Annotated in this window: 20 protein-coding genes and 1 pseudogene; 4 read left to right on the top strand and 17 right to left on the bottom strand. The window is 71.3% G+C overall.

What is annotated here, in order from left to right; all coding sequences use genetic code 11:
• Position 1: 1 nt before the first annotated feature.
• From zwf to pgl, 3 genes are read left to right on the top strand one after another with little or no spacing between them, the layout of a single operon-like run.
• Positions 2-1,525, top strand: a complete 1,524-nt coding sequence (zwf, locus tag ACFWVV_RS04240) for a glucose-6-phosphate dehydrogenase (protein WP_384349593.1) — start codon at positions 2-4, stop codon at positions 1,523-1,525.
• Positions 1,522-2,571, top strand: a complete 1,050-nt coding sequence (gene opcA / locus ACFWVV_RS04235) for a glucose-6-phosphate dehydrogenase assembly protein OpcA (protein ID WP_384349590.1) — start codon at positions 1,522-1,524, stop codon at positions 2,569-2,571. The genes zwf and opcA overlap by 4 nt, the downstream gene beginning before the upstream one ends.
• Entirely contained in the window at positions 2,571-3,353 is a 783-nt protein-coding gene (pgl, locus tag ACFWVV_RS04230; protein ID WP_384349588.1) for a 6-phosphogluconolactonase, read from the top strand. The genes opcA and pgl overlap by 1 nt, the downstream gene beginning before the upstream one ends.
• Before the next feature lie 111 nt (positions 3,354-3,464).
• On the opposite strand, the pseudogene ACFWVV_RS04225 reads toward pgl, so the two are convergent.
• The 16 genes and pseudogenes from ACFWVV_RS04225 to ACFWVV_RS04150 form a co-directional block, all read right to left on the bottom strand.
• Positions 3,465-5,033, bottom strand: a pseudogene (locus ACFWVV_RS04225) (PH domain-containing protein); the annotation flags it as partial.
• A 44-nt stretch (positions 5,034-5,077) separates the two neighbouring features.
• Positions 5,078-5,578, bottom strand: coding sequence for a PH domain-containing protein (locus tag ACFWVV_RS04220; protein ID WP_384349582.1), 501 nt, complete (start codon positions 5,576-5,578; stop codon positions 5,078-5,080).
• A gap of 30 nt (positions 5,579-5,608) precedes the next feature.
• Complete coding sequence (pgi, locus tag ACFWVV_RS04215; RefSeq protein WP_384349579.1) at positions 5,609-7,300, bottom strand: glucose-6-phosphate isomerase; 1,692 nt, start codon at positions 7,298-7,300, stop codon at positions 5,609-5,611.
• A gap of 50 nt (positions 7,301-7,350) precedes the next feature.
• Positions 7,351-8,562 (bottom strand): MFS transporter, encoded by a 1,212-nt coding sequence (locus tag ACFWVV_RS04210; RefSeq protein WP_384349577.1) that lies wholly within the window; start codon positions 8,560-8,562, stop codon positions 7,351-7,353.
• Positions 8,563-8,690: 128 nt separating this feature from the next.
• Positions 8,691-9,026, bottom strand: a complete 336-nt coding sequence (locus tag ACFWVV_RS04205; protein WP_384349574.1) for an RNA polymerase-binding protein RbpA — start codon at positions 9,024-9,026, stop codon at positions 8,691-8,693.
• Positions 9,027-9,197: 171 nt separating this feature from the next.
• Positions 9,198-9,434 (bottom strand): preprotein translocase subunit SecG, encoded by a 237-nt coding sequence (gene secG / locus ACFWVV_RS04200; protein WP_384349571.1) that lies wholly within the window; start codon positions 9,432-9,434, stop codon positions 9,198-9,200.
• A gap of 105 nt (positions 9,435-9,539) precedes the next feature.
• A complete protein-coding gene (tpiA, locus tag ACFWVV_RS04195; protein WP_384349568.1) occupies positions 9,540-10,319 on the bottom strand; it encodes a triose-phosphate isomerase in 780 nt (259 codons plus the stop codon).
• Positions 10,320-10,326: 7 nt separating this feature from the next.
• Positions 10,327-11,538, bottom strand: coding sequence for a phosphoglycerate kinase (locus ACFWVV_RS04190; protein WP_384349565.1), 1,212 nt, complete (start codon positions 11,536-11,538; stop codon positions 10,327-10,329).
• 104 nt (positions 11,539-11,642) lie between these two features.
• Entirely contained in the window at positions 11,643-12,653 is a 1,011-nt protein-coding gene (gene gap, locus ACFWVV_RS04185; RefSeq protein WP_384349562.1) for a type I glyceraldehyde-3-phosphate dehydrogenase, read from the bottom strand.
• Positions 12,654-12,910: 257 nt separating this feature from the next.
• Positions 12,911-15,868, bottom strand: coding sequence for a M14 family zinc carboxypeptidase (locus ACFWVV_RS04180; protein ID WP_384349559.1), 2,958 nt, complete (start codon positions 15,866-15,868; stop codon positions 12,911-12,913).
• Between the two features lie 291 nt (positions 15,869-16,159).
• Entirely contained in the window at positions 16,160-17,227 is a 1,068-nt protein-coding gene (whiA, locus tag ACFWVV_RS04175; RefSeq protein ID WP_384349556.1) for a DNA-binding protein WhiA, read from the bottom strand.
• Entirely contained in the window at positions 17,218-18,276 is a 1,059-nt protein-coding gene (gene yvcK / locus ACFWVV_RS04170) for a uridine diphosphate-N-acetylglucosamine-binding protein YvcK (protein ID WP_384349554.1), read from the bottom strand. Before yvcK ends, whiA begins: the two co-directional genes overlap by 10 nt.
• Positions 18,273-19,250, bottom strand: a complete 978-nt coding sequence (gene rapZ / locus ACFWVV_RS04165) for an RNase adapter RapZ (RefSeq protein ID WP_384349552.1) — start codon at positions 19,248-19,250, stop codon at positions 18,273-18,275. The genes yvcK and rapZ overlap by 4 nt, the downstream gene beginning before the upstream one ends.
• Positions 19,225-21,300, bottom strand: coding sequence for an excinuclease ABC subunit UvrC (gene uvrC / locus ACFWVV_RS04160; protein WP_384349549.1), 2,076 nt, complete (start codon positions 21,298-21,300; stop codon positions 19,225-19,227). Before uvrC ends, rapZ begins: the two co-directional genes overlap by 26 nt.
• A 120-nt stretch (positions 21,301-21,420) precedes the next feature.
• A complete protein-coding gene (locus ACFWVV_RS04155) occupies positions 21,421-22,269 on the bottom strand; it encodes a hypothetical protein (RefSeq protein ID WP_384349837.1) in 849 nt (282 codons plus the stop codon).
• Between the two features lie 5 nt (positions 22,270-22,274).
• Positions 22,275-22,937, bottom strand: coding sequence for a papain-like cysteine protease family protein (locus ACFWVV_RS04150; RefSeq protein ID WP_384349546.1), 663 nt, complete (start codon positions 22,935-22,937; stop codon positions 22,275-22,277).
• Positions 22,938-23,589: 652 nt separating this feature from the next.
• Between ACFWVV_RS04150 and ACFWVV_RS04145 the strand changes: the two genes are divergently transcribed.
• A complete protein-coding gene (locus tag ACFWVV_RS04145; protein ID WP_384349835.1) occupies positions 23,590-24,489 on the top strand; it encodes a hypothetical protein in 900 nt (299 codons plus the stop codon).
• Between the two features lie 137 nt (positions 24,490-24,626).
• Here the strand turns inward: ACFWVV_RS04145 and ACFWVV_RS04140 are convergent, their stop codons facing one another.
• Positions 24,627-25,055: a Rieske (2Fe-2S) protein gene (locus ACFWVV_RS04140; RefSeq protein WP_384349543.1), complete on the bottom strand. Its 429-nt coding sequence runs from the start codon at positions 25,053-25,055 to the stop codon at positions 24,627-24,629.
• Between the last annotated feature and the right edge of the window lie 365 nt (positions 25,056-25,420).

Raw genomic sequence — 25,420 nt, 5'->3', positions numbered from 1 at the left:
CTTGTCCAGCAGCAATCCGCTGCGTGACGCACAGGATCGACGGCTCCCGCGTATCGCGGGGCCGTCGGGCCTGGTCATTTTCGGCGTCACGGGCGATTTGTCCCGTAAAAAGTTGATGCCTGCCGTGTACGACCTGGCCAATCGCGGCCTGCTGCCGCCGGGCTTCTCGCTCATCGGCTTCGCCCGCCGCGACTGGGAGAACGAAGACTTCGCGCAGGTGGTGCACGACGCGGTCAAGGAGCACGCGCGCACGGAGTTCCGCGAGGAAGTCTGGCAGCAGCTGATCCAGGGCATGCGCTTCGTCCAGGGCGACTTCGACGACGACAAGGCATTCGAGACGCTGAAGTCGACGATCCAGGAGCTCGACCAGGCGCAGGGCACCGGCGGCAACTTCGCGTTCTACCTCTCCGTGCCCCCGAAGTTCTTCCCGCAGGTCGTCCAGCAGCTCAAGAAGCACGGCCTCGCGGACCAGAAGGAGAACTCCTGGCGGCGCGCGGTCATCGAGAAGCCCTTCGGGCACGACCTGGCCTCCGCGCAGGAGCTCAACCGGATCGTCCATGAGGTCTTCCCGCCGAACGAGGTCTTCCGGATCGACCACTACCTGGGGAAGGAGACGGTCCAGAACATCCTGGCGCTGCGGTTCGCCAACCAGATGTTCGAGCCGATCTGGAACCGGTCGTACGTGGACCACGTGCAGATCACCATGGCCGAGGACATCGGCATCGGCGGCCGGGCCGGTTACTACGACGGCATCGGCGCCGCCCGTGACGTGATCCAGAACCACCTCCTCCAGCTGCTGGCGCTGACCGCCATGGAGGAGCCCGCCTCCTTCGACGCGGACGCGCTGGTCGCGGAGAAGTCCAAGGTGCTGGGCGCGGTCAAGATCCCCAAGGATCTGGGCCGCGACACGGTACGCGGGCAGTACGCGGCGGGCTGGCAGGGCGGCGCGAAGGCCGTCGGCTACCTCCAGGAGGACGGTATCGACCCCAAGTCGAAGACCGACACCTACGCCGCCGTGAAGCTGGAGATCGACAACCGCCGCTGGGCGGGCGTGCCGTTCTACCTCCGCACGGGCAAGCGGCTCGGCCGCCGTGTCACGGAGATCGCGGTCGTCTTCCAGCGTGCCCCGCACTCCCCCTTCGACCACACCGCCACCGAGGAACTGGGCCAGAACGCGATCGTCATCCGCGTCCAGCCCGACGAGGGCGTCACGGTCCGCTTCGGCTCGAAGGTCCCCGGCACCTCCATGGAGATCCGGGACGTGTCGATGGACTTCGCGTACGGCGAGTCCTTCACCGAGTCCAGCCCCGAGGCGTACGAGCGCCTGATCCTGGACGTCCTGCTCGGCGACGCCAACCTGTTCCCGCGCCTGGAGGAGGTCGAGCAGTCCTGGCGGATCCTCGACCCGATCGAGGACTACTGGGACGCGCACGGCAAGCCCGCGCAGTACGAGTCCGGCACCTGGGGCCCGGTCGAGGCGGACGAAATGCTCGCACGAGACGGACGGAGCTGGCGCCGGCCATGAAGATCGACCTGACGGACACCACGTCCAGCAAAGTCAACAAGGCACTTGTGCAGGGACGACGGGCCATAGGAACGCCCGCCGTCGGCATGGTGCTCACCCTCGTCATCGTCACCGACGAGGAGAACGCCTACGACGCCCTGAAGGCGGCCAACGACGCCTCGCGCGAGCACCCCTCGCGCAAGCTGGTCGTCGTCAAGCGGCCCTCGCGCTCCCCGCGCGACCGCTCGAAGGCGCGCCTCGACGCGGAGGTACGGGTCGGCACGGAGGCGGGCACCGGTGAAACGGTCGTCCTGCGCCTGTACGGCGAGGTCATCAACCACGCCCAGTCGGTCGTCCTGCCGCTGCTGCTGCCGGACGCCCCGACGGTGGTGTGGTGGCCGGTCAACGGCCCCGTGAACCCCGCCAAGGACCCGCTGGGCGCCCTCGGGCAGCGGCGTGTCACCGACACCTACGCCGCCGAGCAGCCCATCCACGAGCTGACGGCGCGCAGCGCGAACTACTCGCCCGGTGACACGGACCTGTCGTGGGCGCGCATCACCCCGTGGCGCTCGATGCTGGCCGCCGCGCTCGACCAGCTGCCCACCGAGGTCAGCTCGGTGGAGGTGGAGGGCGAGGAGTTCAACCCGAGCTGCGAGCTGCTGGCCATGTGGCTCGCGGACCGGCTGCACGTTCCCGTGAAGCGCAGCAGCTCCGCCGGCCCCGGTCTCACCGCCGTCCGGATGGAGACCAAGGACGGCCCGATCGTCCTGGACCGCGCGGACGGCTCCCTGGCCACGCTGTGCATGCACGGGCAGCCGGACCGGGCGGTGGCGCTCCAGCGCCGGGAGACGGCGGAGCTGCTGGCGGAGGAACTGCGCCGCCTCGACCCGGACGACACCTACGCCTCGGCGCTGAAGTTCGGCGTGGACCGGCTGGGTACGGAGGAGCCCGCAGGGGACGACGCCGCCGGGAAGGCCGGTTCTGCCGAGGAGGCGGACACCGGGTCCCCGCAGAAGGCTGCTCCGGCCAAGAAGCCGGCGCCCGCCAAGAAGGCGGCCGCCAAGTGATGAGCAGCTCGCCGCAGTTGGTGGTCCACCGGGACAAGGAGCTGATGGCCCAGGCCGCGGCGGCCCGGCTGATCACCAAGGTGGTCGACGCGCAGGCCGCCCGCGGCAGCGCGTCGGTCGTCCTCACCGGCGGCCGCAACGGCAACGGTCTGCTGGCGGCGCTCGCCGGGTCCCCGGCCCGGGACGCGATCGACTGGTCGCGCCTGGACCTGTGGTGGGGCGACGAGCGGTTCGTCCCGGCCGACGACCCGGAGCGCAACTACACCCAGGCCCGGGCGGCGCTGCTGGACGCGGTGCCGCTGGACCCGGCCCGGGTGCATGCGATGCCGGCGTCGGACGGGCCCTACGAGGACGCGGACTCGGCTGCGGAGGCGTACGCGGCCGAACTGGCGGCGGCCTCCTCCCCGGAGGACCACGGCCAGGTCCCGACCTTCGACGTCCTCATGCTGGGCGTCGGTCCCGACACGCACGTCGCGTCGCTCTTCCCCGGGCACCCGGCGGTGCGCGAGACGGAGCGGACGGTGGTGGGCGTCCACGGCGCCCCCAAGCCCCCGCCCACCCGCGTCTCGCTCACCCTCCCGGCGATCCGGGCGGCCCGTGAGGTGTGGCTGCTGGCGGCCGGCGAGGACAAGGCGAAGGCCGCGGCCCTCGCCCTGTCGGGCGCGGGCGAGGTGCAGGCCCCCGCGGCCGGTGCCTACGGCCGGGCCCGCACGCTGTGGCTGCTGGACAGGTCGGCGGCCTCGGAACTCCCGAGGTCCCTGTACCCCCCGTCGTCGGCCTGACCGCGTAGGGCATGTCACGCCGCGGCCCGGCACTCCCCTCACGGGGGGTGGCGGGCCGCGGGGGTGGGTGCGGGTGGGGGGCGGGCCGCCCGGGTTCGGGATGCGGGGTACCCGTTCCAGGAACGGTCCGAGGAGACCGTCGACCGCTTCCTCCGCGAACTCCAGCCCCTCCCCCTGCTCCGCGTCGTACGCGGAATACGCCCCGGCCCCGGCGGCCGTCGTCGCGGTGATGGTGATGAGCCCCGCCCGCCGCTGGAAGACCGACTGCTTCACGGTGAGGCCGATCACTCCGTCCCGCCGCAGGGCGACCGTCGAGCGCCGGAGAGAGCCCGACCGTACGACCAGGTACTTGCCCGCGAGTCCGTGCCCCAGCGCCCGGTACGCGTCCCCCGCCAGCACCCAGGCCACCGGCAGCATCAGCACCGCCCAAGCCCCCGCGACGTACAGCAGGACGTCGGTCAGCAGGACCCCGAGCAGCGCCAGGAGGCCGGTCACCGCGAGCACCGGGCCCAGCGCCCAGCGTCTGCGCCGTCCGCGGGCCGCGGGCGGGTGCGGCCGCAGGCGCGCGGCGGAGGTAGGCGCCTGGGTCTCCCGCAGGACCCGTGCCGCCACCGCGTCCGCGACCTCCTTCGGGGCGGTCGGCAGCAGGGTCTTGTGGTCGGTGTGCTTGTCGCTCTCGCCCTCGGCGATTCCGGTCGCCACGGCGTCCACCCGGGCCGCGCCGGCCAGCCGTACGCCCAGCGGCTCGACGAGTTCCACCCCGCGCAGCCGCCGCTCCTCGATGGATATCGACCGGGAGGTGAACAGTCCGCGCTGCACCCGCAACGTGCCGCCGCTCTCGCGGTCGAGACGGTAGTTCCACCACATCTCGACGAAGAGCCCGAGCGAGCCGATGACGCCCGCGACGAGCAGCGCCGCCGCCAGCGCGAGGACCATCCAGACCACGGCGAGGCCGCTGAACAGGCCTCCGACCCAGCGGATGACCCCCTGTTGCATGCCCGTCCACTCACTGACCTGCATGACGGCGCCGCCCGCCGCGAGGCCGAGCAAGGGGGCCGTGAACGACAGCGGTGCGTACCGGATCCAGCGCGGGTCGAGGGTGGCGAGAGGGCCGTCCGGGTGCTCCTCGTCGGTGGCCGCGGTCCGGGAGAGCAGTTCGCGGCGCAGCCGGTCGCCCTCCTGCCGGGTCACCGGGTGGAGTTCCAAGGTGGACTCGTTGCCGGCGCCGTGGTGCTCGCCGGTGCCGATGCGGACCTTGACCAGGCCGAATATCCGCAGCAGGGGGTGGGCGGTGAGGTCGACGCTGCGGATCCGCTCGCGGGCCAGCGAGCGCCGCTTCACCAGCAGCAGTCCGGTGTGCAGTTCCGCGCGCTCGGGTCCGATCCGGTAGCGGGTGTGCCGCCACCGTACGTACTCGAGTCCGGCGCTGCCACCGACGAAGACGACGGAACCCAGCACCACCCAGCCGAGCGCCGCCCACGCCCCGAAGGCCGCGGCGAGGGCGACGAAGGCGGGCACGGCACCGCTGAAGGCGATGCCGCCCATGAGCAGTGCGGCGACGAGGGGCGCACGGAGGTCCAGCTGCCGCCACTCCCCCACGCCTGCCTCGGCCGTCGCGGGGCCGTCCGCGGCCGGCTGTACGCCCTGGGCGTCCGCCGCGTCCCCGCCCGGTGCGCCCATGTCCGCCGCGCCCTTGTCCGGCGTGCCGTCCTGCCCGCCGCCGTTCATGTCGCGTCGCCCGGTGTCGCTCCGGTGATCCGGGTCAGCTGCTCGGCGAGTTCCGCTGCTACTTCGTGGTCCAGGCCCTCGATCTTCACCGCGCCCTTGGCGGAGGCGGTGGTGACCACGACGCTGGCCAGTCCGAAGAGCTGCTGGAGCGGGCCGCGCACGGTGTCCACGGTCTGGATCCGTGACATCGGGGCGACCCGCCACTCCTGCCAGAAGAACCCGGTGCGGATGTAGACCGCCGTGTCCGTGACCTCCCAGCGGTGCACTTTGAACCACCACAGCGGCAGCAGGAAGGAGACGGCAAGACCGGGCACCGCGAGCACGGCCGCGGGCAGCAGCAGCCAGAATCTGGCCGGTTCGATGAGCATGCCCAGGAGGACGAGGACGAGGACGGGCGGCACGATCAGCGCCAGCCACTGCACTTGCCACCAGCGCACTGCCCGCCGGTCGAGCTCGTTGTTCGGCGACCTGAGCCGCACGCCCGACGTCCCCGTCACCCGTCCCCCTCCCCTGTTACCGCGCCGGTCTCAACGACCGCGCAGCGTACGGTACTTGTCCACGAGTGCGGCGGTCGAACTGTCGAGCTGTTCGCCACCCTCGCCCCGGGTGAGCACCGGCTCGATCTTCTTCGCCAGGACCTTGCCCAGTTCGACACCCCACTGGTCGAAGGAGTCGATGTTCCAGATCGCGCCCTGGACGAACACCTTGTGCTCGTACAGCGCGATCAGCTGCCCCAGCACGGACGGGGTCAGCTCGTCACTGAGGATCGTCGTGGTGGGGTGGTTGCCGCGGAAGGTCTTGTGCGGCACCAGTTCCTCGGGGGCGCCCTCGGCACGCACCTCGTCCGGCGTCTTGCCGAAGGCCAGGGCCTGCGTCTGGGCGAAGAAGTTTGCCATCAGCAGGTCGTGCTGCGCCTCCAGACCGGGCGTCAGATCGGCGACCGGGCGGGCGAAGCCGATGAAGTCGGCCGGGATGACCTTGGTGCCCTGGTGCAGCAACTGGTAGTAGGCGTGCTGCCCGTTGGTGCCCGGGGTGCCCCAGACGACCGGTCCGGTCTGCCAGTCGACCGGGTTGCCGTCCCGGTCCACGGACTTGCCGTTGGACTCCATGTCGAGCTGCTGGAGGTAGGCGGTGAACTTCGACAGGTAGTGGCTGTACGGGAGGACCGCGTGTGCCTGCGCGTCGAAGAAGGCCCCGTACCAGACGCCGAGGAGGCCGAGCAGCAGCGGCGCGTTCTCCTCCGCGGGAGCCGTACGGAAGTGCTCGTCGACCAGGTGGAAGCCGTCGAGCATCTCCCGGAAGCGGTCCGGCCCGATGGCGATCATCAGCGAGAGGCCGATGGCGGAGTCGTAGGAGTAGCGGCCGCCGACCCAGTCCCAGAACTCGAACATGTTGGCCGTGTCGATGCCGAAGTCGGCGACCTTCTCCGCGTTGGTGGAGAGCGCGACGAAGTGCTTGGCGACGGCGGACTCGTCGGCGCGCAGGTTCGTCAGCAGCCAGTTGCGGGCGGAGGTGGCGTTGGTGATGGTCTCGATCGTCGTGAAGGTCTTCGACGCGACGATGAAGAGGGTCTCCTCGGCGTCCAGGTCGCGGACCGCCTCGTGCAGGTCGGCGCCGTCCACGTTCGACACGAAGCGGAAGCCGAGCTCACGGTCGCTGAAGGAGCGGAGCACCTCGTAGGCCATGGCGGGCCCGAGGTCGGAGCCGCCGATGCCGATGTTGACGACCGTCCTGATGCGCTTGCCGGTGTGTCCGGTCCACTCCCCCGACCTGACCCTGTCGGCGAAGGCGGCCATCTTGTCGAGGACGGCGTGCACGGCCGGGACCACGTTCTCGCCGTCGACCTCGATGACCGCGTCGCGCGGGGCGCGCAGCGCGGTGTGCAGGACGGCCCTGTCCTCGGTGGTGTTGATCTTCTCGCCGCGGAACATGGCGTCGCGCAGCCCGGCGACGTCGGTGGCGGCCGCCAGCTCGCGCAGCAGGCCCAGCGTCTCGTCGGTGACCAGGTGCTTGGAGTAGTCGAGGTGCAGGTCGCCGACCTGGAGCGTCAAGGCGGTGCCGCGCGCCGGGTCGGCGGCGAACAACTCACGCAGGTGGGTGTCGCCCAGCTGCCCCCTGTGCTTGCCCAGAGCCGCCCACTCGGGCAGCCGGTTCAGCCTCGTGCGGCCTTCCGCACCCGTCGAGCCGCTCTTCGAATCCATTGCGTTCATCTCGGACATCAGCCCACTTCTACTCGTATCCGCATGCATCCCCCGCTGCCTCCCCCAACTTAATTGATCAGGGGTGCGAGTGCGGCAACGGACAGCGTGAACAGCCCGGCCGCCAGCAGCATCGGCGTGTTCAGCCCCCAGGCCGCCGCCACCAGACCGCCGAGGAGGGCCCCGAGGGGGACTCCGGCGGCGCCGAGGGTGCGGGAGGCCGCACTGACCCTGCCGAGCATCCCGGCCGGGGCGCGCTCCTGCATGAGGGTCACCTCGTTGGCGTTCCACACCAGGCCCATGCAGCCGAACACCGCGAGGGCCGCCACCGTCACCCACAGTTCCCGCACGAGCCCCATGGCGAGCAGGCAGCCGATCTGGACGGCCCCGGCGAGGAACACGGACCGTATGCGCCCCAGCGCCCGGGCCAGCCGGCCCGACAGCAGCCCACCGACGACACTGCCCACGCCGTACGCCGTCAGGGCCGCCACGTAACCCGTGTGCCCGGCGTCCAGCCAGCCGGTGATGTGCAGCACCAGCATCGCGATGAGTGCGCCGACGCCCATGTTGCACAGGGCGGCCGAGAGGCACAGCCCGCGCAACGGCCGGTCCGCCCAGAGCGCCTCCAGCCCCTCCTTGATGTCGCCGCGCAGCGTCGCGCCCGCCGCTCTCGGCTCCTTCTGCGGGGCCGAAGTGCGCAGCGAGGCGATCAGTACCGCCGCCAGCACGTACGTCGCTGCGTCGGCGGCGTACGGCACGGAGGGGCCCTGGAGCAGCAGGACGGGGACCAGCGGCGCGGCCAGGAACGTGCCCGCGATCATCTGCCCCGTCATCAGCCTGGCATTGGCCGTGCCCAGCGCGGGGGCGGGGACCAGGGAGGGCAGCAGGGCAGTGGCCGCGTTGTCGAACAGTGTCTGGAGCGTGGTCAGCGCGAACGCCACCACGAGGAGCAGCGCGATCGAGGCGTGCCCCAGGGCGACCGCCACCGCGAACGCGGCCATCAGCGCGCCCCGCAGCAGATCGACCCTCCACATCGCCCGCCGCTGGTCCACCCGGTCCGCCAGCGCGCCGCCCACCAGACCGAACACCAGCCAGGGCAGGAATCCGCAGGCGGTGACGAGCGAGACCAGCACCGGGTCGGAGGTGAGCGAGGCGGCGAGCAGCGGCATCGCGGCGCTGCGCAGCGAGTCCCCGAACTTGGAGATCACGGCGGCCGACCACAGCCGTCCGAACCCGCCGCGCCACGCGGGTGCGTGCTCCGCCACCGCCGTCACCTCAGCCACAACTGCCCCCGTCTGCCCGCCGATCGAGATCGTGGGTGAACTGTAGGGGCCGCCACTGACAATCGGCTCCGGCCTGCGCAAACAGAGAGGTCCGGACCCCTCGGAAGGGGTCCGGACCTCTCACCGTGCTAGATCTCGCCGCGCAGTTTCGCGAGGGCCTCCGCGAGAATGGCCTCGCCGTCCGCGTCGCTGCGCCGTTCCCGTACGTACGCGAGATGCGTTTTGTACGGTTCGATGCGGGGCGGGGCCGGCGGGTCGTCCCGGTCCTGTCCGGCCGGGAATCCGCAGCGCGGGCAGTCCCAGGTGTCCGGAACCTGCGCATCGCTGGCGAAGCTCGGCTGTGTCTCGTGCCCGTTGGAGCACCAGAAGGAGATGCGCAGACGGGGCGCGGACTCGCCGCGCTCCGCCTCACCCATCGGCCCCGCTCCGACCCGGCTTCCCCGGATCGCGTTGCCACTTGCCACGGTCGTAACTCCCTGCGTGATGGTGCTGCGAAGCGCCGTCGAGCGGCTTCGCGGCGGGCGCCCAGTCTCGAAAAGGCCCAACGCGCGTCCACTGACGGGAGTTACACCCCGGCGGCGGGACGCTGGGCCCATGATAGGCCGCGCCCGCCCCGGTGTACCGGAGACGACCGGTCAGCCGTTGAGCTTCATCAGGAGCGCGAGCACCACGATGAGCGCGAACCAGATCAGACCGATGACGATGGTGATCCGGTCGAGGTTGCGCTCGGCGACCGAGGACCCTCCGACGGAGGACTGCATGCCGCCGCCGAACATGTCGGAGAGGCCGCCGCCCTTCCCCTTGTGCATCAGAACCAGCAGCATCAGCAGCAGGCTGAATACGATCAGGGCGATCGAGAACCCCATAACCACGGCTGGACCAACTTCCTCGGATCTGGAAATGCAACGGGGCCGGTGGCTGGCCACCGGCCCCGTCAGAGTACGACGGATCGGCCCGTGGGCCTACTCGCTGCGGTACTACTGGTCGCGGAAGCGCACGATCTTGACGAACTCGTCGGCGTCCAGTGCGGCGCCGCCGACCAGCGCGCCGTCGACGTCCGGCTGGGCCATGATCGCGGCGACGTTGCCCGACTTGACCGAGCCGCCGTACTGGATGCGGACCTTGTCGGCCAGCTCCTGCGAGTACAGCTCGGCGAGCCGGCCGCGGATCGCGCCGCAGACCTCCTGGGCGTCCTCCGGTGTGGCGACCTCGCCGGTGCCGATGGCCCACACCGGCTCGTAGGCGATCACGATGGACTCGGCCTGCTCGGCCGGGATGTCCTTGAGGCCGCCGTCGACCTGGGCGAGGGTGTACTCGACCTGCTGGCCGGCCTTGCGGATGTCCAGGCCCTCGCCGACGCACATGATCGGGGTCACGCCGTGCTTGTAGGCGGCCTTCACCTTGGCGTTGACGACCTCGTCGGTCTCGTTGTGGTACTGGCGGCGCTCGGAGTGGCCGATCGCGACGTAGGCGCACTTGAACTTGGCCAGCATCGCGCCGGAGATCTCACCGGTGTACGCACCGGAGTCGTGCGCCGAGAGGTCCTGGGCGCCGTACTTGATCTTCAGCTTGTCGCCGTCGACCAGCGTCTGTACGGACCGCAGGTCGGTGAAGGGCGGCAGGACGGCGACCTCGCACGCGTCGAAGTCCTTGTCGGTCAGCGCGAAGGCGAGCTTCTGGACGTGGGCGATGGCCTCGAGGTGGTTGAGGTTCATCTTCCAGTTGCCCGCCATCAGCGGGGTACGGGTGGTGCTCATGTAAGGATCAGTCCTCCAGTGCGGCAAGTCCGGGAAGGGTCTTGCCCTCCAGGTATTCGAGGCTGGCGCCGCCGCCGGTCGAGATGTGACCGAAGGCGTTCTCGTCGAAGCCCAGGATGCGGACCGCGGCGGCGGAGTCGCCACCGCCGACGACCGTGAAGGCGTCGGAGTCCAGCAGCCCCTGGGCGACGGCTGCGGTGCCGCCCGCGTAGTCGGGGTGCTCGAAGACGCCCATCGGGCCGTTCCAGAAGACGGTGGCCGCGTCGGCGAGCTTCGCTGCGTACAGCTTGCGGGTCTCGGGGCCGATGTCCAGCCCCTCCTGGTCGGCGGGGATGGCGTCCGCGGCGACCGTGGCCGGGTTGGCCGGCTTCTTGCCCTTCAGGTCGGGGAACTCCGGGGAGACCAGGACGTCGACCGGCAGGACGAACTCGACGCCCTTCTTCTCGGCGCGCGCCAGGTATTCCAGGACGACCGGGACCTGGTCCTCCTGGAGCAGCGAGATGCCGACCTCGTGGCCCTGGGCCTTGAGGAAGGTGTACGCCATGCCGCCGCCGACCAGGATGCGGTCGGCCTTGTCCAGGAGGTGGTCGATCACGCCGAGCTTGTCGGAGACCTTCGCGCCGCCCAGGACGACGACGTACGGCCGCTGGACCTCGTCGGTGAGCTTCTTCAGGACGCCGACCTCGGTGGCGATCAGGTCGCCCGCCGCATGCGGCAGCCGGGCCGGGAGGTCGAAGACCGAGGCGTGCTTGCGGTGCACGGCGCCGAAGCCGTCGCCCACGTAGAGGTCGGCCAGCGCTGCCAGCTCGTCCGCGAACGCGCCGCGCTCGGCGTCGTCCTTGGACGTCTCGCCCGCGTTGAAGCGCAGGTTCTCCAGGACGGCGACCTGGCCGTCGGCGAGGCTCCCAACGGTGGCGCGGGCGGACTCGCCGACCGTGTCGGTGGCGAACGCGACGTCCGCACCGAGGAGTTCACCGAGCCGCGCGGCGGCGGGCGCGAGCGAGAACGCGGGGTCCGGGGCACCCTTGGGGCGGCCCAGGTGGGAGGCGACGATCACGCGCGCGCCGGCGGCGGCGAGCTTGGCGACGGTCGGCTGCACGGCGCGGATGCGGCCGTCGTCGGTGATCGTGGTGCCGTCGAGCGGCACGTTGAGGTCGGCGCGGACGAAGACCCGCTTGCCCTTGACCCCTTCGGCGAGAAGTTCGTCGATCGTCTTCATGAACAGTGCTCCTCGGAAGTGCTGGACGTGCGGCAGGGCCCGAACCGCGCTGCGCTGCGCCGCCCGAGCCCTGTCGCTCACATCATGGTGCTCTCAGTACTGGATCAGAGCTGACCGCCGACGAAGACGGTCAGGTCGACCAGGCGGTTCGAGTAACCCCACTCATTGTCGTACCAGCCGAGGATCTTCACCGTCTTGCCCTCCTGGACCATGGTCAGGGAGGAGTCGAAGGTGCAGGAGGAGGGGTCGCCCACGATGTCCGAGGACACGATGGGGTCCTCGGTGTACGTGAGGAAGCCGTGCAGGTCGCCGTCGTCGGCGGCCTTCTTGAACGCGGCGTTGACCTCGTCCTTGGTGACCTCGCGGCCGAGCTCGACGACCAGGTCGGTGGCCGACCCGGTCGGGACCGGCACGCGCATCGCGATGCCGTCGAGCTTGCCCTTGAGCTGCGGGAGGACCAGGGCGGTGGCCTTGGCGGCACCCGTCGTGGTCGGGATGATGTTCTCGGCCGCGGCGCGGGCGCGTCGCAGGTCCGAGTGCGGGAAGTCCAGGATGCGCTGGTCGTTGGTGTACGCGTGGACCGTCGTCATCAGGCCCTTGACCAGGCCGAAGTTCTCGTCGAGAACCTTGGCCATCGGCGCCACGCAGTTGGTGGTGCAGGAGGCGTTGGAGATGACGTGGTGCTGGGACGCGTCGTACTTGTCCTGGTTGACACCCATCACGATGGTGATGTCCTCGTCCTTGGCCGGAGCCGAGATGAGGACCTTCTTCGCGCCGCCGGCGATGTGCTTCTCGGCGTCGGCCTTCTTGGTGAAGATGCCGGTCGACTCGATGACGATGTCGACCCCCAGCTGACCCCAGGGAATGTCGGCCGGGTTGCGCTCGGACAGCACCTTGATGGTGTGGCCGTCGACGGTGATGGTGTCCTCCGTGTGCGACACCTCGGCCTTGAGACGGCCCAGGATGGTGTCGTACTTCAGGAGGTGCGCGGTGGTCGCGGTGTCACCCAGGTCGTTGACAGCCACGATCTCGATGTCCGCACCCTGCTCCAGCAGCGCCCGGAAGTAGTTGCGCCCGATGCGGCCGAAGCCGTTGATGCCTACGCGGATCGTCACGAACCGATCTCCTCGTTGGTACGCCGGGTTTCGACGCCACGGCGAAGCTTGTATGGGATGTCCCCGACCGCCTCCGACCCTACCTCTCCGTAGACCTTGACGTCGCATCGAGTGGGTCCGAGTCAGGTCCCGATGCGGGCCGACGACCCGTACTCCCCAGTAATCCAGCGGGGTGTACGGGTCGTCGGGACCTTCGCCCCCACTACCGTGAGTGACCATCAGGAGGGGAGCTTGACATCAGATGAGCGGGGTGGAGCTCACCCCTTGATGCTCTTCAGCGCCTTCTCCAGGATCCTGGCGCGTTGTCCGGCGTCCGGGACGTGCTCCAGGCCGAAGCCGAGGAGTGCGGTGTCACGCGTGGTGATGGCCGCGTACGTCTGGAAGAGCTCTCCGGTACGGGCCCACGGGGACTCCACGGCCGGGCTGCCCGCGGGCGCGGCGCCCGGCGTCCAGACGCCCAGCGAGGTCTCGAAGCCCTCGGTCTCCCTGTCGGCGCCGCCGACGGAGAGCCGCGTGTCGTCGAGGAACACCCCGCGGCCGAGGTCACTGGGGTCGGTGAGGTAGCTCAGCGACAGCTCGACCTTCTTGCCCGCGTAGGCACTCAGGTCGAAGGAGACCGGCTTCCAGCCTGCCGAGGAACCGGTGAAGCTGTTCCACGAGCCGGAGGTGCCGGTCGCCGTGCAGCCCGCGTCCGAGCGCGTCAGGTAGTGCGTCAGGAAGGGGTGGGCGTCCATGAAGAAGCCCTGGTCGCACTGGGTCGGCACGGTGTTCCTGGTGGCGCCGCCCGCCTCGGGGAGGGTGGTCCAGTCCTCGGCGCCCGCGGTGTGGGCCTCCAGGACGGCGTGGTCGTAGCCGTTCTCGGTGTTCCAGTTGAGGGCGGCCTTCAGGGTGGGCCGGTCGGCCGCGCTCACCCCGGTGAGGTCGACGGTGCGGGTCAGTCGCTTGTACTGGCCGCTCTGGCTGGTCGCGGAGGCCATCCAGGAGCCCTGGTAGGGGGCGTACGGGTTGTTGATGCCGGTGTAGCGGCCCGCCTGGGCGCTCTTGAACTGCGGGAACTGCGCGGCCGGCAGCGAGTCGGAGGTGACGAGGTAGGCGCCCGCGGTGTCCAGCGGGTTGCCGGGCGCCGCGGTCAGCGGGGTGGTGGCGCCGGCGAGCCCGCCGGCTCCGGCGAAGCCCGTGGCGCCGGGGGCGTTGGTCCTGCCGTACGCACCGAGGTAGTACTGGCTGAAGTCGTCGGTCAGGGCCGGGCCGAGCTGGGCCGCGCCGCCCGTCTTCTCACCGGCCTCGACCAGCTTGCCGCCCTCGTTGAGGTACTGGCGCAGCTGGTACTGGGTCGGGCCGCCGGGGGTGTGCGCGCCGGTGTAGTGGACGACCGAGTCGAAGTGGCCGAGGACGCCCAGGGAGTGCGGGGCGCCCTGGGTGGCGACGTCCCAGACGGTGGCGGAGCGGCCGTTGGCCCGCAGGGCGTCCACGTACTTCTGGACCTGGGTCGCGGGGGCGCCCTCCTCGGCGACCACCAGGTGCGCGGCCTTGGGGCGCTCGGCGAGGGTGTAGGTGAAGTGCTCGCTGGAGGTGGGCTTTCCGGCCTTGGTCCGCCCGGTGAACCAGACCTCGACCTTGTCGCCGGGCCTGCCGTCCTGGACCTTGGCGCGGTAGTCGTCGAAGTAGGTGTTGTCCTCGTCGCCGTAGCGCAGGCCGCCGTCCCAGGCCTTCAGCGCCTGGTCGTGGACCTTGCCGCCGTTGACGCGGTACCTGAGCTCCTTGTCGCGCACCGACTTGCGGACGGTGACATTGACCTCCTGGTCCTTGTCACGGGCGTACGAGGCGGTGAACGGGTCGAGCGTGAAGTCGGGGGCGTCGATGCCGACGGAGGAGACCGGCTGGTCCGGGGTGAGCGAGGTCTGTGCGACGGAGAGCGCGAACGGGACGTTCTTGGCGAACTCCTGCTGGATCAGTTTCTCGTCGTCGGGGAAGTTGAAGCCCGACATGCAGTCGCGGGCGTTCCACCGGTCGTTCGGGTCGAGGTCGGAGATCGTCTGGCAGGTCGACATCTCGGGGGTGAACATCTTGATGCCGTTGATGTTGCCCGCGTGGCCGTCTGCCTCGCCGTTGGTGACGTACAGCTCGGAGGAGACCTGAGGGTAATAGCCGGGGACCGCCGAGTTCTCCGGGGTGCCCGCGAGGGCCTTGAGGGCCACGTCGTCGGGGGTCGGGGTGGCGACCTGCCAGCCGACGCCGTAGAGCAGCAGTTCGGCGGCGGAGTGGTAGTTGATCGCGTACTTGAAGCCGATGCGCTTCTGGAAACGGTCGAGGGCGAGCGTCTCGGGCTCGGACATCGCCGCGGGGCCGCGGTAGGTCTGGTCGGCGGGATCGGGCGAGGAACCCTCGTTGTCGTAGCCCCACTTGTAGGCGAAGTTCCGGTTGAGGTCGATGCCGTCGCCGGCGTCGATGCGTCCGGAGCCGTTGGTGTCGCGGAGGTTCTTGCGCCACAGCCGGACGTTGCGGTCGGCCGGGGCGGTGTGGGTGTAGTCGTAGCCGTCCGGGTTGGCGGACAGCACGAACCACAGTTCGCTCCTGTCGACCAGTTTGGTGATCTGCGCGTCCTTGCCGTACCCGTTCACGTAGTGGTGCATCAGGCGCCGGGTCATCTCCGGGGTGATCCACTCCCGGGCGTGCTGGTTGGACAGGTAGAGCGTGGCGGGCTTGGAGCCGTCGGCGCTCGCGCGGGCGTTCTTGGTGAGCTTGAGGGCCAGGATGTCCTTGCCCTGGACCGTCTTGCCGAGGGACACGACCTTGGCCAGGGCGGGGTTGGCCTGGGCGACGGCGAGCAGTTCCTCCTGGAGGCCGCCCTTGCCGCTGTACGGCCGGAACACCCCGTCGCCGTCGGCGGCCGCGCGCGCCCTGGCCGGGGACACCCGGTGCTCGCTGATGTCGACGCCCTGGGCGCGCAGTGCGGCGGCCTTCTTCTCGGGGAGGATCAGCTCGACGGTGGCGGTGCCCTTGGCCGGCACCTGTTCGCTCAGCTCGTGGGCGTCGGTGCCCGCCCTGAGCAGCAGTGGCACCTGGGCCTGGGTGACGGTGGCATTCCACACCGAGACGTGGTCGCCGCCCGCGGCGGCGTTGTCGGCGGGCTGCGCCTGGGCCGCGGGTACCACGGCGGCTCCGGCTATCAGCAGTGAAGAAGCGGCGAGGATGGATCTCGCTCTGCGTCTCATGTGCCCCCCTTGCTGTTGACTGTCACGAGAGTGAACAGACGTCAGAGTCGTGAGCATTCATGGCCACGTCAAGAGCAGATCGGGCAGACAAAGAAGCTGCCCCTGTCACCCAACTGGGCACCAGGGGCAGCCGGTTAAAACGGAATCACAAGCTCCGATGCGGTGGAGCGCTGCGGGGCGCGGGCTCGGCGCTGCCGCTCACGGACGCGGAGCCCTGCGGGTCCACGTGCTCGCCGGTTCACGTACTCGTGGCCGTGCCCTGCCGGTTCACGCGCTCGTGACCCTGCCGGTTCACGTGCTCGTGACCATGCCGTTCGCCATTCCGCCGCTCAGGTTGGCGGCCATGCTCTGGGCGAGGCCCTTGGCCATTTCCTCTTCGATCTCCTCGGTCATGTCCTCGGTCAGATTGCACTCCGTGCCGGGGATGCCGAGGTCCTGGGCCCGCTTGTCCGCCATGGCGAGGAGCCGGCGGATACGGCCCGCGACCGCGTCCTTGGTGAGCGGCGGGTCGGCGAGCGCGCCCAGTTCCTCCAGGGACGCCTGCTTGTGCTCCATGCGCAGCCGGCCGGCCGCGGCGAGGTGCTCGGGCACCTCCTCGCCGAGGATCTCCAGGGCGCGCTGCACCCGGGCGCCCGCGGCGACCGCAGCCCGCGCGCTGCGGCGCAGGTTGGCGTCGTCGAAGTTGGCGAGCCGGTTGGCCGTGGCGCGGACCTCGCGGCGCATCCGCCGCTCCTCCCAGGCCAGCACCGACTCGTGCGCGCCGAGCCGGGTCAGCAGGGCGCCGATCGCGTCGCCGTCGCGTACGACGACCCGGTCCACGCCGCGCACCTCGCGCGCCTTGGCGCCGATGGAGAGCCGGCGGGCCGCGCCGACCAGCGCGAGCGCCGCCTCGGGGCCGGGGCAGGTCACCTCCAGGGAGGAGGAGCGGCCCGGCTCCGTGAGGGAGCCGTGCGCGAGGAACGCGCCGCGCCAGGCCGCCTCGGCGTCACAGGTCGCCCCGGAGACCACCTGCGGGGGCAGACCCCGGATGGGGCGTCCGCGGCCGTCCACGAGCCCGGTCTGGCGCGCCAGCTGATCGCCGCCGGCCACCACCCGTACGAGATAGCGCGAGCCCCTGCGCAGACCGCTGGGGGCCATCACCACCAGCTCCGAGCTGTGCCCGAAGATCTCCAGAATGTCCTTCTTGAGCCTGCGTGCCGCGTAGCTCGTGTCCAGCTCCGCCTCGATCACGATGCGCCCGCTCACCAGGTGCAGGCCGCCCGCGAACCGGAGGATCGCCGAGACCTCTGCCTTTCTGCAGCAGGTCCGGGTGACGGGAAGCCGGGAAATCTCGTCCTTCACCGCTGCCGTCATCGCCATGGGCCGATCCTTCCATGCATCCGAAAAATACGGTCGTACGCGGCTGCCAGGAGCTCCGGGTCGTGCTGGGGGGCTCCGTCGGGCCGGGCCACCGGCGCCAGCTCGACCGTCGCACCGAACCGTTTCGCGGCTTCGGCGAGTGAGGGAAGGTCGGGCACGGCGGCCTGGTCGGCCAGCACCACGTCGAAGGCGAGTTTAGGGGCGTGTCGGGCCAAAACCTCCAAATGACGTTGCGGTGAAAAGCCCTCGGTTTCGCCCGGCTGGGGTGCCAGATTGAGGGACAGAATCCGCCTCGCCTTGGTCTCCACCAGGGCATCAAGCAGTTCCGGCACCAGCAGGTGGGGGATCACCGAGGAGAACCAGGAACCGGGTCCGAGAACCACCCAGTCGGCGTCAAGAACCGCCGCCACCGCCTCCGGAACGGCAGGCGGATCGTGCGGTACGAGGTGCACCGACTGGACCTCGCCGGGGGTGAGCGCGACTGTCGCCTGCCCCCGTACGGTGTCGACGTCGTCCGGGCGGCCGGGGTCGTGGCCCCGTACCAGCGCCTGGAGCTCCAGCGGCACCGCCGACATCGGCAGCACGCGCCCCTGGGCTCCGAGGAGCCTGCCGACCAGGTCCAGCGCCTGGACGTGGTCGCCCAGCTGCTCCCACAGAGCGACGATCAGCAGGTTGCCCACCGCGTGCTCGTGCAGATCGCCCTTGGACTGGAAGCGGTGCTGGATCACCCGGGACCAGGTCTGGCCCCAGTCGTCGTCCCCGCACAGCGCCGCGAGGGCCTTGCGCAGGTCGCCGGGGGGCAGTACGCCCAGCTCCTCCCGGAGCCGGCCGCTGGAGCCGCCGTCGTCGGCGACGGTGACGACGGCGGTCAGGTCGCCCGTGATGCGCCGCAGCGCGGCGAGCGAGGCGGACAGGCCCATGCCGCCGCCGAGGGCGACGACCTTGGGCGTGGCGCCGCGCCTGCCGCGTGCGGCGCGCGGGGACGGCTGGCCGCCGAGCGCGGAGGTGACCCTGCGCAGACGGTGCAGCCGGACGGTGCGGTTGGTCACTCGCGCCCCATGTCCCGGTGTACGAGGACGGTCTCGACGCCCTCGGAGGCGAGGCGCGCGGCGAGCTTCTCCGACATGGCCACCGAGCGGTGCTTGCCGCCGGTGCAGCCGACCGCGATGGTGACGTACCGCTTGCCCTCGCGGCGGTAGCCGGTGGCGATCAGCTGGAGAAGCTCGGTGTACCGGTCCAGGAACTCCTTGGCGCCCGGCTGGTTGAAGACGTACCCGGACACCTCCTCGTTGAGGCCGGTGAAGGGGCGCAGCTCGGGGACCCAGTGCGGGTTGGGCAGGAAGCGGCAGTCCACGACGAGGTCGGCGTCGACGGGCAGGCCGTACTTGTAGCCGAACGACATGACGGTGGCGCGCAGCTCCGGCTCCTCGTCGCCGGCGAACTGGGCGTCCATCTTGGCGCGCAGTTCGTGGACGTTGAGGCTGGAGGTGTCGATCACCAGGTCGGCGTCGCCGCGCAGCTCGCGCAGCAGGTCGCGCTCGGCGGCGATGCCGTCGGTGATCCGGCCGTCGCCCTGGAGGGGGTGCGGGCGGCGGACCGACTCGAAGCGGCGGACCAGGGCGTCGTCGGAGGACTCCAGGAAGACGATGCGCCTCGTCACGCCCTTGGCGTCGAGGTCGGCGAGGGACTCGCGGAGGTTGTCGAAGAAGCGGCGGCCGCGGACGTCGACGACGACGGCGATGCGGGCCACGTTGCCCTGGGAGCGGGCGCCGAGCTCCACCATGGTGGGGATCAGCGCGGGTGGCAGGTTGTCGACGACGAACCAGCCGAGGTCCTCCAGGCACTTCGCGGCGGTGCTGCGGCCCGCCCCGGACATGCCGGAGATGATGACCAGCTCGGGGATGGGCGTCTCGGCCGGCTCGGCGGTCTCCCGCGTCGTGCCCGTACTCACGTGTGCTCCGTCTCGGTCTTGATCCTGGTCGCGGTCGCGGTCCGGGTCATGTTCTTGGCGCTGTTCGGTCATCGCTACTGCCCCCGTTCTCCGACGGGACCACCGCGGGTGCGGTTGCCTCGTCGTCTTCAATGATCTCTCCTGTCGCCGTGTTCACGGCAGGTGCGGCCGGGGCCGCGCTCGCGAGGGTGGCGGCCACGGTCTCGGCGGTCTTGCGTCCGATGCCGGGAACCTCGCAGATCTGGTCAATTGTGGCGGACCTGAGCCTCTTCACCGAACCGAAGTGCTTGAGCAGTGCCTGTTTGCGGCTCTCGCCGAGGCCCGGGACCTCGTCGAGAGGGCCGGCGCGGAAGCGCTTGGCCCGTTTGCTGCGCTGGTAGGCGATCGCGAAGCGGTGGGCCTCGTCGCGCACCCGCTGCAGGAGGTAGAGGCCCTCGCTGCTGCGGGGCAGGACCACCGGGTCGTCCTCGCCGGGCAGCCAGACCTCTTCGAGCCGCTTGGCGAGGCCGCAGACGGCGACGTCGTCGATGCCCAGTTCGTCCAGCGCCCGCTTGGCCGCCGCGACCTGCGGCTGTCCGCCGTCGACGACGACGAGCTGCGGCGGGTAGGCGAACCGCTTGGGCCTGCCCTCCTCGTCCGCCTCCTGCGCGGGGACCTCTCCCCCGGGCACCTGCGCCTGCTCCTGCCCGTCCTGACCGGCGGCGACCCACTCCCCGGTGCGCTCCTTCGCCTGGAGGTAGCGCTTGAACCGGCGGCCGATCACCTCGTGCATCGACCGGACGTCGTCCTGCCCCTCGAAGCTCTTGATCTCGAAGCGCCGGTACTCGCTCCTGCGGGCCAGACCGTCCTCGAAGACCACCATGGAGGCCACGACGTCGTCCCCCTGGAGGTGGGAGATGTCGAAGCACTCGATGCGCAGCGGTGCACCGTCGAGTCCGAGGGCGTCGGCGATCTCCTCCAGCGCGCGGGAGCGGGTGGTGAGGTCGGAGGCCCGTTTCGTCTTGTGCAGGATCAGGGCCTGCTGGGCGTTGCGCTGGACCGTGGCCATCAGGTCCTTCTTGTCGCCGCGCTGCGGGATGCGCAGCGAGACCTGGGAGCCCCTGCGGCCGCTGAGCCACTGGTTGACGGCGGCGGCGTCCTCGGGGAGCGCGGGAACGAGCACCTCCTTGGGCACGGCGTCGCCCTTCTCCTCGCCGTACAGCTGCTGGAGGGCGTGCTCGACGAGGCCGGCCGTGTCGACGTTCTCGACCTTGTCGGTGACCCAGCCGCGCTGGCCGCGCACGCGTCCGCCGCGTACGTGGAAGATCTGCACGGCGGCCTCCAGCTCGTCCTCCGCGAGGGCGATGAGGTCGGCGTCGGTGGCGTCGTTGAAGACGATCGCGTTCTTCTCCAGGGCGCGCCTGAGTGCCCCTATGTCGTCGCGGAGGCGGGCGGCCTTCTCGTACTCCATGTCCTCGGCGGCGATCATCATCTGCTGCTCGATGCGCTGGAGGTAGGTGCCCGTGCGCCCGGCCATGAAGTCGCAGAAGTCCTCGGCGAGTTCGCGGTGCTCCTCGGGGGTGACGCGGCCGACGCAGGGGGCGGCGCACTTGCCGATGTAGCCGAGCAGGCAGGGGCGGCCGGTGCGGGCGGCGTTCTTGAACACCCCGGCGGAGCAGGTGCGGACGGGAAAGACCCGGAGCATCAGGTCGACGGTCTCGCGGATCGCCCAGGCGTGTCCGTACGGGCCGAAGTAGCGGACGCCCTTCTTCTTGGGGCCGCGCATGACCTGGACGCGCGGGAACTCCTCGTTCATGGTCACCGCGAGGGACGGATAGCTCTTGTCGTCGCGGTACTTGACGTTGAACCGGGGGTCGTACTCCTTGATCCAGGAGTACTCCAGCTGGAGCGCCTCGACCTCGGTGGAGACGACCGTCCATTCGACGGACGCGGCGGTGGTCACCATCGTGCGGGTGCGCGGGTGGAGGTTCGCCAGGTCCTGGAAGTACGAGGAGAGCCGCGGGCGCAGGCTCTTCGCCTTGCCGACGTAGATCACCCGGCGGTGCTCGTCGCGGAATTTGTAGACCCCCGGCGAGTCGGGGATCTGGCCCGGCTTGGGACGGTAGCTGGAGGGGTCTGCCATGTCGCACAGCCTACTTGCGGGCACTGACAGCCGGGGTGCCCCGGGTGGGGCACCCCGGCTGTTCACACGGGTGCGGTGCGGCCGTCCTTCACGACTGCCCGCGACGGCGCAGGGTGTCCGTCACGGCTGCTCGCGACGGCGCAGGCGTACGACGGCGAAGCCCGCGAGGGCGAGCAGGGCCGCTCCCCCTACGGCAGCCAGGGGCGCGCCGTGGGCGGTGGCTGTGCGGGTGGGCGGTGCCTCAGCGGCGGTACCCGGGGCCGGTGCCTGGGCGGCGGTACCGGTGGCCGGTGCCTGGGCGGCGGTTCCCTGGGGCTGCTGTGCGTAGCCTCCGGCCTTGCCCTGCTCGGCGTAGGCGGAGCCGGGGAGCTTGTCGGCGTACGCGGCCCGCACCCGCTGCCCGTAGGCGGCGAGGGTGGTGCCCCGGGCGCCGACCGCGCGGGTGGCGTCCTCGTCGAGCGGCAGCACGCGCCGCGCGTCGGCGACGTACCAGGCGTCGATCTGGGGTTCGCGGAAGACGGTGCCGCCGGGGAGCTTGCGGACGCCGTCGGCGGCGTAGCGGGTCTCGTCGTCGCCGGTGGCGATGTTCACCACCTGCCACGTGCCCTGGAGGGGGGCTGTCCACAGGGACGCCTTCCGCCCGTCGGCGGCGACGGCCGTGGAGGCCATGAACTCCAGCTGGGCGACCGGGGCGCCCGGCCTGCCCGCGACGAACGCCGGGGACAGTGTGTTGACCTCGACGGCACCGGCCCGCACCTGCGGAGCGGCGGCGCCGCGTGCGAGGGCGCCGTCCCTGGCGAAGAAGCGGGCGAGGGTGTCGAGGGTGGCGGGGGCGGTGGCGGCCTTCTCGGCCGCCGCCCTGTCGGGCCTGGGCGTGGGCTGTTCGGCGGCGCCCGCCTCGGCCGCGGCGCCGAGCAGGAGAGTGGCGGTGACGGCGGCGACCGCGGCGGATCCGAAGTGGGAGGTCATCCTCGTCACGCCCCGATCTTGTAGAGCGAGTGGGTCCAGGAGAAGGAGTTGTTGTTCACGTACCAGGCGTGCGAGGCCCAGTTGTAGCGGTCGCTGGTCTGCCACGGGTCGCCCCAGTAGACCCAGCTGTTGGCGGTGTCGTACCCGTAGATGACGTGCATGTGCCCGCCGCCCGAGGACCACTGGATGCGGGTCTCGACCGGACGGTCGGCGGTGATCTCGTTCTGCACGGTGGTGTACCGCAGATAGCCGGTGACGTACGAGCCGGGGTTGACGCCCGCCCAGTCGAGGCCGTTCTGGACGTTGCCGAGGGTGGCCTGGTTGTTGGGGCAGGCGGTGTTCTGGCTGCGGCCGAAGGCGGCGTTGCAGAACTGGTTCTGGCTGTACTTCTTGCCGAACCAGGAGGCGATGGTGTTTCCGCCCGCCGCCCAGCACCAGTTGGTCTTCTCCTGGGCCTGCATGGTGATGTTGAGGCGCTTGGCGGCCAGCAGCGGGGCCTGCCGGCCGGTCTGGACGCCGTCCTGTGCGGCGGCTTTCGGGGCGGCGGGGTCGACGGCGGGGGTGGGGGCGGCGGTGGGGGCCGCGGCCGCTGTCGCCGTGGGGACGGCGAGCAGGGTCGCGGTGGCGAGAGCGGCCAGGGTGAGCCGTCTCTTGTACGGGTTGCGCATCGCGTTCCTCCCGAGGCGGGGTGGGGGCCTCCCCCGCTCCGGCGAGCCTGAGCGGGGGAGGGCCGGAGGAGCGCGTCCGGACGCTGTTGAGGAGCATCGGGTGTTGTCGGGTGCAGGTCAACACGCTTCAATGCGGGATGACGCGGTGCTGTGAACGGGGTGGCCGGGATGTGAACGGCCCGCTCCCGCCCAGCAGCCCGCTTCGCCGACGGCGGCAGGCCGGTGCGGTGTGCCGCCGTGAATGTTCACCGCCACCCAAGGAGCTGTGATGCGGCAGCACCCGTCGCCGGACACCCGCCCTCCCGCACCGGCACCCGCCCCGCACGAACCCGCACGGGCCCCCGACGAACCGGCGGCCGCCCCCCACCCGCCGGCCGGCACGACGCACGGACCGGCGGGGGCGGAGCGGGGGGCGGCGGGGGCTGGGCGGGTGCCCGCGGGGGCGGCCGGGCGGGTGCCCGCGGGGGCGGCCGGGCGGGTGTCTGGCGGGGCCGGGCGGGAGGCTGGCGGGGCCGGGCGGGAGGCTGGCGGGGCCGGGCGGGAGGCTGGCGGGGCCGGGAGCTCGCCCACCGGGGCTGGGCACGTGCCCGGAGCGGCGTCCCGCCCCCCTGCCCAGGCCGTCCGTAGCCCCGGCAGGGCCGCCGACCTCGAACTGCTGCTGCGCACCGGGCCGTTCCACCTGGCGCTGCGAGCGGCGCTGGCACTGCGCGGGCTGCCGCTGCAGCGGGTGCAGCACCATCTCGCGGGCCGGGGCGTCAGGGTGGGGGTGACCAGTCTGAGCTACTGGCAGCAGGGAGCGCGCCGCCCGCAGCGCCCCGAATCGCTACGGGCCGTACGGGAGCTGGAGGCGGTGCTGAAGCTGCCCGCCGAGTCGCTGGTACGGCTGCTGGCGGCGGAGGGTCCGGGAGGCGATTCCGAACGGCCCGCGACACGGTCCTACCGGGCGCTGGTAGAGGCGTCGGGGTCGGTGGAACGACTGCTGGCGGAACTGGAGTCGCCGCAGGACGGCGGGCTGCACACGGTCGGCCACCACGAGCGGGTCCGGATCGGCCCGGACCGGGCGCTGGTGGGACGCGACTCGCAGCAGGTCGTACGGGCGCACCGGGACGGCATCGACCGCTACCTGGCCATCCATCACGGCGATCCCGGCTGCGACCCGGCTCGGGTGGTGGTGCGGGCGGGCGAGAACTGCCGTACGGGGCGGGTGCGCTGGCAGCGCGACACCGGGGTGGTGATCGCGGAACTGCTCTTCGACGCACGGCTGCGGGCCGGGGACACGTACCTCTTCGGGTACGGCTTCGAGGACGGCACCGGCGGGCCGAGCGGTGAGTACGTACGCGGCTTCAGCTTCGCGGGCGGGCAGTACGTGCTCCAGGTGCGCTTCGACGAAGCGGCCCTGCCGGTACGCTGCCGCCGCTTCGCCCAGACCTCGGCCGCGTCGCCCCGCACGTCACGCCAGAACCTGACCCTGAGCGGACGGCACGGAACGGTGCACTTCGTGGAACAAGGGGTGCGGCCGGGGATCCTGGGGGTGGACTGGGACTGGGAGTAGGGGGCGAGGGGGGCGTGCCTGGCTGGGCGTGCCTGGCTGGGCGTGCCTGGCGTGGAGTGCCTGGCTGGGCTGGGCGCGCCCGGCGGGGCTGGTCGCGCTGGGTTCCCCGCTGCTCCCCCGTAGCCCCCCGGCCGGGGTCAGGCGTCCGGGCCTGCGATCAGTTTGCCGTCCTTGACCTTGACCGGGACGGCGGGCAGCGGGGCGGTGGCCGGGCCCTTGAGCGCCTTGCCGGTGGTGACGTCGAACCTGCTGCCGTGGCAGGGGCAGTTGCCCTCGTTGGCCTCGATCTTGTCCAGAACGCAGCCGGCGTGGGTGCACTGGGCACTGAACGCCTTGTAGTCGCCCTTCGCGGGGCAGCTGACGATCAGCCGCTGTTCGCGGTACAGCTTGGCGCCGCCGACCGGGACGGCGGTCGCCTCGCCGAGGTCGACCGGGGCGGTGGGGGTCGGCGTCTCGGCGTGTCCGAGCTTGGACTCGGTGGAGCACGCGGCCACACCCAGGCCGGCCGCGCCGGCGAGCGCGGCGCCCTTCAACACGGTGCGGCGGGGGGTGGGCTGGCCGGACATGGTGTCTCCCGTGGTACGAGGGGGTGGTGGCGCGGGTGGGTCGACGCGACCGGGGTCGACGATACCGGGGCGGGGGCGTTGCTTGGGGTGCGGGTCTGCCTCACGGTGCGCCCGTCAGGGGTGCGGGGCTGTGTCACTGTGCGGCTCCGCCGCGCGGGCGCGGCCTGCCACTCCGTGCCCCGTTAGGGGCGCGGGGAACTGCGCGGCCAGCCACACTCCACCCGCACACCCCCACCCACCCCTGGCCGGGCTGCCACCCCGGGGTCCGGGGCGGAGCCACCCGCGCGGCGGAGCCGCAAGGTGTCACAGTCGGGAAGGGGCGGGGTGGGGTGAAGCCCCGCGCAGCGGACCACTCCGGGGCCGGA

The organism is Streptomyces sp. NPDC058663 (genome assembly GCF_042716745.1).
Classification (GTDB): domain Bacteria; phylum Actinomycetota; class Actinomycetes; order Streptomycetales; family Streptomycetaceae; genus Streptomyces.
This window is presented reverse-complemented; position numbering and strand designations above follow the sequence as displayed.

Excerpts from the sequence above, each read along its gene's own strand:
- opcA (WP_384349590.1), top strand. The coding sequence starts at position 1,522 with ATGAAGATCGACCTGACGGACACCACGTCCAGCAAAGTCAACAAGGCA.
- pgl (WP_384349588.1), top strand. The coding sequence starts at position 2,571 with ATGAGCAGCTCGCCGCAGTTGGTGGTCCACCGGGACAAGGAGCTGATG.
- pgi (WP_384349579.1), bottom strand. The coding sequence starts at position 7,300 with ATGTCCGAGATGAACGCAATGGATTCGAAGAGCGGCTCGACGGGTGCG.
- tpiA (WP_384349568.1), bottom strand. The coding sequence starts at position 10,319 with ATGAGCACCACCCGTACCCCGCTGATGGCGGGCAACTGGAAGATGAAC.
- ACFWVV_RS04190 (WP_384349565.1), bottom strand. The coding sequence starts at position 11,538 with ATGAAGACGATCGACGAACTTCTCGCCGAAGGGGTCAAGGGCAAGCGG.
- ACFWVV_RS04180 (WP_384349559.1), bottom strand. The coding sequence starts at position 15,868 with ATGAGACGCAGAGCGAGATCCATCCTCGCCGCTTCTTCACTGCTGATA.
- whiA (WP_384349556.1), bottom strand. The coding sequence starts at position 17,227 with ATGGCGATGACGGCAGCGGTGAAGGACGAGATTTCCCGGCTTCCCGTC.
- rapZ (WP_384349552.1), bottom strand. The coding sequence starts at position 19,250 with ATGACCGAACAGCGCCAAGAACATGACCCGGACCGCGACCGCGACCAG.
- uvrC (WP_384349549.1), bottom strand. The coding sequence starts at position 21,300 with ATGGCAGACCCCTCCAGCTACCGTCCCAAGCCGGGCCAGATCCCCGAC.
- ACFWVV_RS04155 (WP_384349837.1), bottom strand. The coding sequence starts at position 22,269 with ATGACCTCCCACTTCGGATCCGCCGCGGTCGCCGCCGTCACCGCCACT.
- ACFWVV_RS04150 (WP_384349546.1), bottom strand. The coding sequence starts at position 22,937 with ATGCGCAACCCGTACAAGAGACGGCTCACCCTGGCCGCTCTCGCCACC.
- ACFWVV_RS04140 (WP_384349543.1), bottom strand. The coding sequence starts at position 25,055 with ATGTCCGGCCAGCCCACCCCCCGCCGCACCGTGTTGAAGGGCGCCGCG.